The sequence below is a fragment of the Cellulomonas sp. genome (genome assembly GCF_015234515.1).
Taxonomy (GTDB): Bacteria; Actinomycetota; Actinomycetes; order Actinomycetales; family Cellulomonadaceae; genus Cellulomonas.
On sequence record NZ_JADGMY010000011.1, the window covers coordinates 117658 to 130794 of the forward strand.

Consider the following 13137-nt stretch of genomic DNA (forward strand, 5'->3'; position numbering starts at 1 on the left):
CCCTTGCACATGACCCCCGAGCAGACCACCTGGTTCGCCGAGACGTTCGACGCCCTGGTGGCCAACGTCGGGCAGGCGCTGCTCGGCAAGGAGGAGACCGTCCGCCTCGTGCTGATCGCGATGCTCGCGGACGGGCACGTGCTGCTCGAGGACGCACCGGGCACCGGCAAGACGTCGCTGGCCAAGGCCATCTCGGCGACCGTGCAGGGCTCGCACCACCGCATCCAGTTCACGCCCGACCTGCTGCCGTCGGACGTCACCGGCGTGACGATCTACGACCAGTCGTCGCAGCGCTTCGAGTTCCACCCCGGTCCGATCTTCGCGTCCGTGGTCCTGGCCGACGAGATCAACCGCGCGTCGCCCAAGACCCAGGCGGCGCTGCTCGAGGTCATGGAGGAGGCGAACGTGACGGTCGACGGGGTCACCCACCCCGTGGGGCGGCCCTTCATGGTCATCGCGACGCAGAACCCGATCGAGCAGGCCGGCACGTACCGCCTCCCCGAGGCCCAGCTGGACCGGTTCCTGCTCAAGACGTCGCTCGGCTACCCGGACCGCGCCTCGTCGGTCGAGATCCTCGCCGGTCTCAAGGACCGCACGGCGGCCCTGCGCCCGCGCATCACGACGCAGGCCGTGGGGACGATGGCCGACCTCGCGCTGACGGTGCACGTCGACCCGGCCGTGCTCGACTACGTCGCGCGGCTGCTCGAGGCCACGCGCGACGACCCGCAGACGTCGCTCGGGGCGAGCATCCGCGGCGGGCTGGCACTCGTGCGGTGCGCCAAGGTGGCGGCGGCCGCCGACGGGCGCGACTACGTCCTGCCGGACGACATCAAGGTGCTGGGTCAGGCCGTGCTCGCGCACCGGCTCGTGCTGGACTCCGAGGCCGAGTTCGCCGGTGTGACGGCGACCGAGGTCGTCGCCCGGGTGCTGTCCCAGGTCGCGCCGCCGGCACTGCGGCAGGGCTGAGCCATGGGTCTGCGCGTCGCGCCCCTCGGGTGGGGGGTGGCCGTCGTGGCGCTCCTCGCCCTGGGGGCGGGGCGCCTGCTCGGGTGGGGCGAGCTCGCCGCGCTCGGCGTGGCGCTGCTCGGCGTGCTCGTCGCGTCGCTGGTGATGACCGCCGGTCGCACCCGGTACCGGGTCGTGCTCGACCTGGCGGACCACCGCGTGCGCATCGGGCAGCGCGCCGTCGGCCGCGTCGACGTGCGCAACGCCGCCAGGCGCCGGTCGCTGCCGTCGCAGGTGGACCTGCCGGTCGGGGACCGTGTGGTCGAGCTGGCCGTCCCGAGCCTGCCGGCGGGTGGGACGCACGACGACCTGTTCGCGGTCCCCACCGACAGGCGCGCCGTGATCGTCGTCGGTCCCGTCGTGTCCCGTCGCGGGGACCCGCTGGGCCTGCTGCAGCGCCGGCTGCGCTGGACCGAGCCGGCCGAGCTGTTCGTCCACCCCGAGGTCGTGGCCCTGGGTGGCGCGAACGCCGGCCTGCTGCGGGACCTGGAGGGGCAGGCCACACGCGACCTGTCGGACTCGGACCTCAACTTCCACGCGCTGCGCGACTACGTCGCGGGGGACGACCGCCGGTACATCCACTGGCGCACCACCGCCCGCCGCGGCAAGCTCATGGTCAAGCAGTTCGAGGACACGCGTCGCACGCTCACGTCCATCGCGCTGGCGACGGCCGTCGGTGACTACGCGCACCCCGACGAGCTCGAGCTCGCGGTCTCGGTCGCCGCGTCGATCGCCGTGCAGGCCATCCGCGACGAGCGCGACGTCGAGCTCCTGGCCGGCACCGGTCGGCTGCGGACGGCGACGCCTCCGCTGCTCCTCGACGACTGCTCGCGCCTGTCGTGGTCACCGGCCGGCGCCGGGGTCGTCCTGCTGGGCCGCCGCGTCGTGCGTGAGACGCCCGACGCGTCCGTCGCGTTCCTCGTCACGGGGGGCACGCCGTCGGACGCCGACCTGCGCCTGGGGGCGCGCGCGCTGCCGGCCGGCACCCGCGCGGTCGTGCTGCGCTGCGCGCTGGGTCAGGACGTCGCCGTGCGCACCCAGGGGGCCCTGACGCTCGGCACCCTGGGCCGCCTGGACGACCTGCCGCGGGCGCTGCGCCGGGTGGTCGGATGAGGCCGGGCCAGCGGATCGGCGTGCGGGAGCCCGCGGACGCGGCGCGTGACGTCGTGGTGCTCGTGGCGGCCGTGACGCTGGCCCTCACGCCGCTCCTGCCGGTGTACGGCACGTCGGCCGTCCTCCCGGCGCTCGTCGGCGGGATGGTGCTCGGCACCGCCGTGACGCTCGTCGGTGCCCTGCGCAGGTGGTCCGCGCTCGTCGTCGTCGCGCTGCTGGTCGCCGTCTACGCGCTGGCCGGGGGTGCGCTGGCGGCGCCGACGACCACCGTGGCGGGGGTGGTGCCCACGCCCGCGACGTTCGTCGCGCTCGCCCGGGGGGCCGCGTCGACCTGGAAGCAGGTCCTCACGCTGCAGCCCCCGGTCGGAACGGGCGGGACGCTGCTGGTCGCCGCCTTCCTGCTCGCGCTGGTCGGCACGGCCGCGACGCTCACCCTCACGCTGCGGGTGCGCCGGCCGGCGGTCTCCTCCCTCGCGGCGGTCGTCCCGCTGCTGGTCCTCGTCGCCGCCGTCGTGCTGGGGACCCGGCAGCCGCCCGTGCCGCCGGCCGTCGCAGGCACCGTGCTGGCGGTGACCGGTCTGGCGTGGGCCGCGTGGCGGACCGGGGCCTGGCGGGCCCGGCGCGTCGTCGCGACCGGGGCGCTCGCGGCCGTGGCGGCGACCGGCGGTCTCCTCGGCGGTCCGCTGGTCGTCGCGGACCAGCCGCGCGTCGTCGTCCGCGAGGAGATCGTCCCGCCCTTCGACCCGCGCGACTACCCGAGCCCGCTCGCGTCGTTCCGGCGCCTCGTCAAGCTGGACGACACGGTCCTGCTGACCGTCGACGGCCTGCCGCAGGGTGCGCGCGTGCGTCTCGCGACGTTCGACCGGTACGACGGGGTCGTGTTCAACGTGGCCGGAGACGGCTCCGCGCAGGCGTCCGGGGAGTTCCGGCGCGTCGGCGACGCCATCGACGTCCCCGTGCGTGGCGAGGCGGCGCGGGTGGACGTCACGGTCGGTGCGCTGCAGGGCGTCTGGCTGCCGACCGTGGGCTACGCGAGGGCCGTCGACCTCGGGCGGGCCACCGGCGACCTGCGGTTCAACGACGCGACGGGGGCGGCGGTGGTCACCTCGGGCGTCCGGGAGGGGATGACGTACTCCCTCGACGTCGTCGTGCCGACGGAGCCGGAGGACGACGAGATCGGGGGAGCGGCCGCCGGCTCGGTCTCGCAGCCGGCGTCCAGCGGCGTGCCGCAGGCCGTCGCCGTCGCGGCGGCGGACGTCGCGCGCGACGCGGGGACGCCCGTCCAGGTCGCACGCGCCATCACCGACCACCTCAGCGAGCAGGGCTACTTCAGCCACGGCCTGACGGACGCCGGCGACTACCCGTCGCTCTCGGGGCACGGTGCCGCGCGGCTCGCGGAGCTGCTGGCCGGTGACGTGATGGTCGGTGACGGTGAGCAGTACGCGGCGTCGGCGGCCCTGATGATCCGTGAGATGGGCCTGCCGGCGCGCGTCGTCCTCGGGTTCGTCCCGGGGTCGGGTGACGACGTCGAGGGTGACGAGACGGCGACCGTGCCGACCGACGAGGACGGCGCCGTCGAGATCCGCGGCCGCGACGTGCAGGCGTGGGTCGAGGTGGCGTTCGCGGGCCGTGGCTGGGTGACGTTCGACCCGACCCCGCCGCGCTCGCGCACGCCCGAGCAGGAGCAGGAGGAGACGGACACCGACCCGCAGCCGCAGGTGGTGCAGCCGCCCGCGCTGCCGCCCGACCGCGTCACGCCGCCCGACGACGACACCGAGCAGCCCCAGACGGAGGACCCGCCCGCGGACGACTCGGGACTCGCGCTGTGGCTGCGCATCGCGGCCTGGGCGGGAGTCGGTCTCGCAGGGGTGCTCGTGCTGCTGTCGCCGCTGCTGGTCGTCATCGCGCTCAAGGCACGTCGGCGACGTCGACGGCGACGTGCGGCTGATCCGGTGCGACGGGTCGCGGGCGGCTGGGACGAGGTCGTCGACACGGCCCGCGACATGGGTGGCGTCCCGCCGGTCGCGGCGACCCGTCGCGAGACCGCCCGCGCATGGACCACGACCATCGCGGCGCGGCACCCCGCGGTGGCGGCCCGCATCGAGGCGCTCGCGCGGCGCGCCGACCGCGCGGTCTTCGGGGCGGGGGCTCCCGAACGGTCGGAGGTGGAGGCGTACTGGGCCGACGTGGACGCCACCGTGGGTGCGCTGCGTCGGACGCTGCCGTGGCGGCGACGCGTCCGGAGCCGTGCGTCGCTCGTCTCGTTGCGCCGGCCGTCGGCGTCGTCCCGTGCGACGCGACGACAGGCGGAGCTCCTGGCGTCGAGCGACCCCGCACCCGGACGACGCCCACGCCGTATTCGCTCGAACCGCCGAGGTGAACGATGACCAGCCGACCCGTGACCGCTCTGGACGACCGGCCCGCGGGCCTGGGGCGGCGGTTCCTCGCCGTGCTCGTCGACCAGGTGGTCGTGATGACGCTCGGTGGCGGGGTCGTGCTCGCCGCGGCGCTGCGCGTCGCGGCGGCGCTGCGCGACGGCGTCGTGCCCGCGGACGCCCCTGTCGTCCCCGTGCCCCTGCTGCTCGCTGCGGTGCTGCTGGCGGCAGCGGTCACGATCGCGCAGTGGATCGCCCACGGACGCCTCGGCTGGACCCTCGGTCGACTGCTGGTGGGCGTGCGGACGGTCGACGTGCACAGCCGCCGGCCGATCGGGGCCGGCCGCGTGCTCGTGCGGGGTCTCGTCGTGGCGGTGGGCGTGCTGGCGTGCGCGGTCGGGCAGCTCGTCGTGCTGCTCTCACCGCTGTTCGACCGGACGGGCCGGCGGCGGGGCTGGCACGACCGGGCGGTCGGCGCCGAGGTGCTGCGGGTGGTGCCGTCGTCCTCGGCCCGCGCCTCGCACGCGCCCGACGCGACGCGGCGCGCGGTGCGTGGCGGCACGGGCGGGCGCAGCGACCCCCCGGCCGGCGGGGCCGGGCCGGCCGACGTCGACGACCTGCCGTTCCTCCCGCCCGCGGGCCCGCCGACGGCCGCACCAGGGATCCCCGCGCCGTCGCCGTCGCCCGAGTCCGCCGCGCCCGCGACCGACGGGCGCGGGCTGGTGCTCGCGCCCCTGCACCCCCAGCGTTCGGCCCCCGACCTCGACACCCGCGCCATCCCGGCCGTGCGGGTGACGCCGACGCTCGCGTTCGGGTTGGCGCCCGAGCTCGAGATGACGCGTCCGGCGCCCCCCCGGACGGACGTGGCCCCGGAACCGCGCGCGGGTGGGACCGCAGGGCTGCGCGTCGCGTTCGACGACGGGCGCGTGCTCACGGTCGAGCGCCTCGCGCTGGTCGGACGCAACCCCTCGCAGGGCCCGGACGTGCAGGTCGTGCGCGTGGTCGACCCCGCTCGTTCCGTCTCGAAGACGCACCTGCAGCTCGCCGTCGACCCTGCCGGCGGCGCGTGGGTGGTGGATCGCGGCTCGACCAACGGCACCCTGGTGACGTTGCCGGACGGTGCACAGGTCGTGTGCCCGGTGGACCACCCGGTGCGGCTGCGTGAAGGCGCGGTCGTGGTGTTCGGCGACAGCTCGCTGCGGGTGGTGGCGGTGCCCGAGGTCACGGGCGACCGTCGGCCCTCGCCCTAGCGGTCCGGGCCCTCGTCCGTGGTGGACCCGTCCGCCGCGGCGCTCACGAGGGCGTCGAGCGCGTCGAGGACCCGGTCGATGCCGAACCGCCATGCGTGCTCGGCGCTGTACGGCGCGTCCATGGCGGCACCGGCTGCGGCTCCGACGCGTCGCGCCAGGGCGAAGCGGTCGCCGACGTAGTCCATGAGCCGGCCCTGCCACGCCGCCCAGACGGTGGCGATCTGCGCGGAGTGCGGGTCGGGGCGGCGCGACCGTGCCGAGGCGCGGACGAAGTCGCAGACGAAGCTGAGGGCCGCGTCACGCTCGACGTCGCCCAGCCCCGTGCCGTCCAGAGCGTGGAGCTGGTGGTCGTAGGTCGCGATCGTGCCGGGTCCGAAGGCGGTGCGCTGGTCCGTGACATCGAGCAGCCAGGCGTGTGCGGCGTACAGCGCTAGCTCGTCGGCGGCGACGTCCCGGACGCGTGCGCGCCAGGTCCGGCCGACGTGGGGCGGGCGGGACCGGCGCGCCTGGACCGCGTCGGCCATCAGCACCAGCAGGTCGTCCCGCGAGCCGACGTGCGTGTAGACGGCGTTCGGCGCGATGCCGAGCGCCGCGCCGAGACGCCGCACGGTCACGGCGTCCAGCCCGTCGTGGTCGGCGATGCCGACGGCGGTGTCGACGATCTGGGACGTCGACACCTTCGACCGGGGCCCCCTGGTGCCGGTGGGCGGCGCGGCGGGGTGGTCCCGCCACAGCAGGTCGATCAGCTCGCGCGACATCACCCTCCACTCGGGGAACACCCCGGTCCGACGATACCTTGTACGGTGCACAAGATATCGTCTCGAGAGGACCGACATGCACATCACCGGCTCGGCAGTCTCGCTCAACGTCCCCGACGTCGCGGCCTCGGCGGACTTCGCGCGGACCCATCTGGGCTTCACCGAGGAGATGTCCGCCGACGGCTTCGTCTCCCTCAGTCACCCCGACGTCGGGTTCAACCTCGCGCTGCTGCGCGTCGGCCTGTCGAGCTTCAAGCCCGCTCGGATCGCGGGGCCGGCCGGGCAGGGCCTGCTGGTGGCGTTCGTCGTCGAGGACGTCGACGCCGAGTTCGAGCGCATCGCCGCGGCAGGGGCACAGGTCGTCACGCCTCCCGAGACCGAGCCGTGGGGGGAGCGGTTCTGCCAGTTCGCCGACGCCAACGGCATCGTCTGGCAGCTCGTCCAGTGGGTCTGACTGCCCGGCCGCCCCAGCGGGGGCCGGTGTTCTAGTCTCGGGCCATGGGTGCCGTGCGACCGGCCCCGAGGATGCGGCCGGTCGAGCTCGTCGACGAGGAGGACGACCGTCCGTGGACGGCCGGCAGGCCGGCACGCGCCGACGCGGCAGACACCGGCGACGCGGGTGGGCCCGACGCCTCGGGCGCGCGCCGGCGCGAGCGTTCCTGGTGGCCCTGGGGTGCCGGAGTCCTCGTCGTGGTGGTGGGTGCCGCAGCCGTCGCCACGGGCGTCACGGAACGGGCGGCCCGCGAGCGCGCCGACGCCTTCGCTGCCCTTCCCGGCGTCGTGCGTCCGCTCGATCGCCCGCCCGTCGAGCGCTGGCGGACCGCCGCCGACGGTCCGACACCGGTGCTGGGCGCTGCGGGCGCGCTCGTGACGCTCAGCGATGCCGGAGGTCGCTGGGTCGTGCGCTCGTCCGACCTCACGACGGGCGCCACGCGCTGGGAGGTCCCGGTGGTGGAGCAGGCGGGCTCCGGGTTCGAGTCCGTCGCCGTCGCGTGCGTCGCGGGTGCGGACGCCTCGGCCGACCTCCTGTGCGCGTGGGTGGAGCCGGACGTCGTGTACGGGACCCCGGGCGGGTCGACGAACTACGTGCCGCCCACGCACGTGATCGCGCTCGCCGGCACGGACGGTGCGCAGCACGGCGCGTGGGACATCGAGGGGAGCGTGCTCGGGCTCCTGCGCCATGAGGACGACGTCCTCGTGGCGACGGGCCGCAGCGACCGGCACGTGCTCGTCGAGCGACGCGACGGGACCGACGGCACGGTCCGCTGGACCTGGACCTCCCCGGTCCCGCTCGTCGACAACGGGGGGGTCCGTGCCGTGCCCAAGCTCGTGGCGGACGGCGGCGTCGTCGCGCTGATGGCGAACTCGACCACGCTGCTCGACGTCCGCACCGGTGCCGTCCTGGAGGCCGGCCCGGCAGGCCAGCAGATCCTCGTCGCCGGGCTGCCCGACGGCGGCTTCGCGACGTGGGAGCCCGTGTACGGCGGGACGCTGCGCGACGCCGACGGCACCGTCCGGGCCAGGGTCCCCGGCCTTCCTCGCCCGGTGGTGGGGGACGGGTCGGTCGACGCGCTCCTGATCGACGTGGGCAACCGGGCGGTCGCGGTGCGGGCCGACGACGGCACGGTCGTCTGGAGACTGCCGACGTCCATGACGCCGGTCGCCGTGGCGCACGGCGTCGTCGTCATGGCAGGTGAGGCGTCGGTCGGGGCCGTGGACGGTGCGGACGGTCGGCTGCTCTGGGAGCAGGAGCTCACCGAGGCGCAGTACATCGCCCCGCTGACCGACGGACTGCACGTGCTGGTCCCGGAGCCCGACGGCGCCGACGGGTTCGACCTCGTCGCCCGAGGGCTGCGCGACGGCGTCGAGGCGTGGCGGGTCGACCTGCCGTCCGACCTGCGCCGGCTCACCGCGGTCGGCGGGCGCGTCCTCGCGCAGACGTCCACCGAGGTGATCGTCCTGGCCTGACCCCCCGCGCGCCGCGCGCGCAGGTTGCGGCGCCCCGCACGCGCGGGGGTATGGTCTTGCCGTGCGCGCACGCTCGCTGCTTCTTCGTCGCCGCGACGAGGCCCTCTAGGCCGGCTCCTCGTCGCGGTGTGTGTCGTGCCCGGCTGAGCCACCGCCGAGACCCGCGATGAAGGATCACCCGATGAGCAGCCAGAGCCCCGCCACCCCCGCGCCGATCGCAGACACCCCGATCACCGACGCACCGGCCGCCGAGCGCAACCCGCAGCAGCCCTCGGGCATGCCGGTGCACCGGTACCGCCCGTTCCACGAGCAGATCCGTGTCGACCTGCCCGACCGCACGTGGCCCGACCGGCGGATCACGCGCGCACCGCGGTGGTGCGCGGTCGACCTGCGCGACGGCAACCAGGCCCTGATCGAGCCGATGAGCCCGGCCCGCAAGCTCGAGATGTTCGAGCTGCTGGTCGACATGGGCTACAAGGAGATCGAGGTCGGGTTCCCCTCGGCGTCGCAGACCGACTTCGACTTCGTCCGGATGCTCATCGAGGAGCGTCGCATCCCGGACGACGTCGTCATCCAGGTGCTGACGCAGGCGCGCGAGCACCTCATCGAGCGCACGTACGAGGCGATCGTGGGCGCGAAGCAGGCGATCGTGCACCTCTACAACTCCACGTCCGTCCTGCAGCGCGAGGTGGTGTTCCGGTCCGACGAGGACGGGATCGCCGACATCGCCGTGTCGGGGGCCCGGTTCTGCAAGAAGTACGAGGAGCTCGTCCCCGACACCGAGGTGCTCTACGAGTACAGCCCCGAGTCGTACACCGGCACCGAGCTCGAGTACGCGGTGCGGGTCTGCAACGCGGTCCTCGACGTGCTGGAGCCGACGCCCGAGCGGCCCGTCATCATCAACCTGCCCGCGACGGTCGAGATGGCGACGCCCAACGTCTACGCCGACTCGATCGAGTGGATGAGCCGCCACCTGCACCACCGCGAGTCGGTGGTCCTGTCGCTGCACCCCCACAACGACCGGGGGACCGCGGTCGCCGCAGCCGAGCTGGGCTACCTGGCGGGCGCCGACCGCATCGAGGGCTGCCTGTTCGGCAACGGCGAGCGGACCGGCAACGTCGACCTGGTCACGCTGGGCCTCAACCTGTTCAGCCAGGGCATCGACCCGCAGATCGACTTCTCCGACATCGACCGCGTGCGGCGCACCGTCGAGCGCTGCAACCAGATGCCGGTGCACGAGCGCCACCCCTACGGCGGCGACCTGGTCTTCACGGCGTTCTCCGGCTCGCACCAGGACGCGATCAAGAAGGGGCTGGACGCCCTGGAGGTCCGCGCGGCTGCGGCGGGCACGGGCGTCGGCGACGTCGAGTGGGCCGTGCCCTACCTGCCGATCGACCCCAAGGACGTCGGCCGCTCGTACGAGGCGATCATCCGCGTCAACTCGCAGTCCGGGAAGGGCGGGATCTCCTACCTGCTCAAGTCCGAGAAGGACCTGGACCTGCCGCGCCGTCTGCAGATCGAGTTCTCGCAGGTCGTGCAGCGGCACACGGACCAGCACGGCACCGAGGTCACGGCCGACGAGCTCTGGTCGATCTTCAGCGACGAGTACCTGCCGGCGACGCCGGGTGGGCCGCTCGCGCCGTGGGGCCGGTTCACGCTGCGCGGCACGCGCGCCACGAGCACCGAGGGCGGGCAGGACACCCTCGAGGTGGACGTCGTGGACCGGGGCGTCGAGAAGACGCTGCGCGGCACGGGCAACGGCCCGGTCGCCGCGTTCGTCGCCGCGCTGCGGACGACGGGTGTCGACGTCGCGGTGCTCGACTACGCCGAGCACGCGCTGTCCGCCGGCGGCGACGCGACGGCCGCCGCCTACGTCGAGTGCGCCATCGGCGACGACATCCTGTGGGGCGTCGGCATCGACCCCTCGATCACGACGGCGTCGCTCAAGGCGATCGTCTCGGCGGTCAACCGCCACGAGCGCTGAGCGAGGGGCCGCGGTGCGCCACGTGCGCGCCGCGGCCCACCTGTCGGTGCCGCGGGGGACAATGGCACCGTGAGCCTCTACCGCGACGAGGCGATCGTGCTGCGCACCCACAAGCTGGGGGAGGCCGACCGCATCGTCACCCTCCTGACGCGCGAGCACGGCAAGGTGCGCGCCGTCGGCAAGGGCGTGCGCCGCACGACCTCGCGCTTCGGGTCCCGGCTCGAGCCCTTCATGCACATCGACGTGCAGCTCAGCACGGGACGCAACCTCGACGTCGTGACCCAGGTCGAGGCGCTCGGGTCGTACGGCCGCCAGGTCTGCGAGGACTACGCGCTCTACACGGTCGGCACGGTGATGCTCGAGACGGCCGAGCGGCTCGTCGAGGCGGAGCGCGAGCCGTCGGTCCAGCAGTACCGGCTGCTGGTCGGCGCCGTGCGGGCGCTGGCGACGCGGGCGCACGCGCCCGGGCTCGTCCTCGACTCGTACCTGCTGCGCGCACTGGCCGTCGCCGGGTGGGCCCCGAGCTTCACCGACTGCGCGCGCTGCGGGGCCCCCGGCCCGCACCACGCGTTCGCCCCGTCCGTGGGCGGCGCGGTCTGCGGGGCGTGCCGTCCGCCGGGTGCGGCGGCGCCCGCGCCGGAGACGTTCGCGCTGCTCGCGGCCCTGCTCTCGGGGGACTGGGACGTCGCCGACGCGAGCGCCGAGCGCCACCGCGCGGAGGGCAACGGGCTCGTCGCGGTGTTCTGCCAGTTCCACCTGGAGCGGCGACTGCGCTCGCTGCCGATGGTGGAGCGCGTCTGACGCCGGCGCGCTGCCCGCACGGCCGTGCCGGGTGGCACGATGTCCACCGTGCCACGCGAGACCGTCCCGCCCTACCCGCACCCGTCCGGCGCACGGCCGCCGCAGATCCCGCGGGAGCTCGTGCCGCGGCACGTCGCGGTCGTGATGGACGGCAACGGCCGCTGGGCCAACGCGCGCGGCCTGCCGCGCGTGGAGGGGCACCGCGCCGGCGAGGCATCGCTGCTGGACGTCGTCGCCGGGGCGATCGAGATCGGTGTGCAGCACATCTCGGCGTACGCGTTCTCGACGGAGAACTGGTCGCGCTCGCCCGAGGAGGTGCGGTTCCTCATGGGCTTCAACCGCGACGTCCTGCGCCGGCGCCGGGACCTCATGGACTCCTGGGGCGTGCGCGTGCGGTGGGCGGGTCGTCGCCCCCGCCTGTGGCGGTCGGTGATCAACGAGCTCGAGACCGCGGAGCGGCAGACCGCCGGCAACTCGACCTGCACCCTGACGATGTGCGTCAACTACGGCGGGCGGGCCGAGATCGCCGACGCCGCCCAGGCCATCGCCCGCGAGGTCGCGGCCGGCCGGCTCAAGCCCGAGCGGGTGAACGAGAAGACGATCCAGAAGTACCTCGACGAGCCCGACCTGCCCGACGTGGACCTCTTCCTGCGCTCGTCCGGGGAGCAGCGGATCTCGAACTTCATGCTGTGGCAGTCGGCGTACGCGGAGCTGGTGTTCCTCGACGAGCCGTGGCCCGACGTCGATCGTCGGCACCTGTGGCGCGCGGTGGAGACCTACGCGCGTCGCGACCGGAGGTACGGCGGCGCCGTGGACGCACCGGCCACGTCCTGACGGTGTCGGTGGTCGGCCGTACGGTCGGTCGTCATGGAGCTGACGATCGGGATGGTCACGGTGGACACGCACGACCCGCAGGAGCTCGGGGCCTGGTGGGCGGCCCGCACGGGCGGCCGGCTGCAGGCGTACGGCGACGACTTCGCGATCGTCGTGCGCCCCGACGGTGCACGACCGGCACTGGGCTTCCAGAAGGTCGAGGACCCGACGCCCGGCAAGAACCGGATGCACCTCGACCTCGAGGCGGCCGACGCGGCGGCCGCCGTGGCGGAGCTCGTCGCCGCGGGAGCGACGCACGTCGCGGAGCACGGCGAGCCGGACGGCTTCACGTGGACGGTGCTCGCCGACCCGCACGGCAACCAGTTCTGCGTGTCGACGGTCCACGCCGACTGAACAGGGCGGGGCCCCGAGAGACCGGGCCACCGGGTGCGCGTCAGCGGTGCTCGGGTGCGGTCACCGGCTCGGCGTGCGTGCTGCCGGCTGCCACCGCGGCGAGCCGCCGTCCGGTCCGCCGGCGCCGGCCGACCATCACGGCCCGCACCACCGCGAGGACCACGACCGCCAGCGCGGCCAGGCCCCACGGTGAGCCGGCGGCGAGCGACAGCGCGCCCCAGACGGCGCCGATCCCGACGGTGCCCCAGATGATCGCCCACATCACGGCCCCGGGGATGGACGCGAGCGTGAAGCGCAGGTAGGGCATGCGCAGCATCCCGGCGCCGACGAACACGGCGGTCTGGATGCCGACGGTGACGTACGCGAGCGTGACGGCGATCCACCCCCACCGGTGCACGAGGGCCACGCCGCGACGGGCTGAGGGCGTCGCCGCCAGGCGACCCGTGCGGTCGACGGTCCGCTGCCACCAGCCGGGGCCGTGGCGGCGTTCACCCTCGAAGCGAGCCCCGCGCTCGACGCCACGGCCGGCCCAGTACGTGAGGTGCGACCGCGCCATCACGATGCCGAAGAGGCACGTCAGCGCGACCGCGACGGGCATCCCGTCGAGGCCGTACTGGGCCAGCAGCTCCGACGACGTCATCGTTCGATCGTACGTC

Annotated in this window: 12 protein-coding genes; 10 read left to right on the top strand and 2 right to left on the bottom strand. The window is 74.8% G+C overall.

Annotated elements, in window-relative coordinates; translation table 11 throughout:
- Positions 1 to 9 precede the first annotated feature (9 nt).
- Genes IR158_RS03965 through IR158_RS03980 form a run of 4 tightly spaced genes read left to right on the top strand, consistent with a single transcriptional unit; the run spans position 10 to position 5743 of the window.
- Positions 10 to 966 (top strand): MoxR family ATPase, encoded by a 957-nt coding sequence (locus IR158_RS03965; protein ID WP_291809825.1) that lies wholly within the window; start codon positions 10 to 12, stop codon positions 964 to 966.
- 3 nt (positions 967 to 969) lie between these two features.
- The gene (locus IR158_RS03970; protein WP_291809828.1) at positions 970 to 2118 is read left to right on the top strand and encodes a DUF58 domain-containing protein; all 1149 of its coding nucleotides are present in this window, start codon (positions 970 to 972) and stop codon (positions 2116 to 2118) included.
- Complete coding sequence (locus IR158_RS03975) at positions 2115 to 4505, top strand: transglutaminase-like domain-containing protein (protein WP_291809831.1); 2391 nt, start codon at positions 2115 to 2117, stop codon at positions 4503 to 4505. Before IR158_RS03970 ends, IR158_RS03975 begins: the two co-directional genes overlap by 4 nt.
- A complete protein-coding gene (locus IR158_RS03980) occupies positions 4502 to 5743 on the top strand; it encodes an RDD family protein (protein WP_291809833.1) in 1242 nt (413 codons plus the stop codon). Before IR158_RS03975 ends, IR158_RS03980 begins: the two co-directional genes overlap by 4 nt.
- Here IR158_RS03980 and IR158_RS03985 read toward each other — a convergent pair.
- On the bottom strand, positions 5740 to 6501 hold the full coding sequence (locus IR158_RS03985) for a TetR/AcrR family transcriptional regulator (protein ID WP_291809836.1): 762 nt from the start codon (positions 6499 to 6501) through the stop codon (positions 5740 to 5742). The genes IR158_RS03980 and IR158_RS03985 overlap by 4 nt on opposite strands.
- A gap of 76 nt (positions 6502 to 6577) precedes the next feature.
- Between IR158_RS03985 and IR158_RS03990 the strand changes: the two genes are divergently transcribed.
- The 6 genes from IR158_RS03990 (at position 6578) to IR158_RS04015 (ending at position 12481) form a co-directional block, all read left to right on the top strand.
- The gene (locus IR158_RS03990; RefSeq protein WP_291809838.1) at positions 6578 to 6955 is read left to right on the top strand and encodes a VOC family protein; all 378 of its coding nucleotides are present in this window, start codon (positions 6578 to 6580) and stop codon (positions 6953 to 6955) included.
- A 44-nt stretch (positions 6956 to 6999) separates the two neighbouring features.
- Entirely contained in the window at positions 7000 to 8469 is a 1470-nt protein-coding gene (locus tag IR158_RS03995; protein WP_291809840.1) for a PQQ-binding-like beta-propeller repeat protein, read from the top strand.
- 181 nt (positions 8470 to 8650) lie between these two features.
- Entirely contained in the window at positions 8651 to 10453 is a 1803-nt protein-coding gene (gene leuA, locus IR158_RS04000; RefSeq protein ID WP_291809842.1) for a 2-isopropylmalate synthase, read from the top strand.
- A gap of 69 nt (positions 10454 to 10522) precedes the next feature.
- The gene (gene recO / locus IR158_RS04005) at positions 10523 to 11254 is read left to right on the top strand and encodes a DNA repair protein RecO (protein WP_291809845.1); all 732 of its coding nucleotides are present in this window, start codon (positions 10523 to 10525) and stop codon (positions 11252 to 11254) included.
- Positions 11255 to 11293: 39 nt separating this feature from the next.
- The gene (locus tag IR158_RS04010) at positions 11294 to 12088 is read left to right on the top strand and encodes an isoprenyl transferase (RefSeq protein WP_291809848.1); all 795 of its coding nucleotides are present in this window, start codon (positions 11294 to 11296) and stop codon (positions 12086 to 12088) included.
- A 33-nt stretch (positions 12089 to 12121) separates the two neighbouring features.
- A complete protein-coding gene (locus tag IR158_RS04015; RefSeq protein WP_291809849.1) occupies positions 12122 to 12481 on the top strand; it encodes a VOC family protein in 360 nt (119 codons plus the stop codon).
- A 40-nt stretch (positions 12482 to 12521) separates the two neighbouring features.
- Here the strand turns inward: IR158_RS04015 and IR158_RS04020 are convergent, their stop codons facing one another.
- A complete protein-coding gene (locus IR158_RS04020) occupies positions 12522 to 13121 on the bottom strand; it encodes a VTT domain-containing protein (protein ID WP_291809851.1) in 600 nt (199 codons plus the stop codon).
- Between the last annotated feature and the right edge of the window lie 16 nt (positions 13122 to 13137).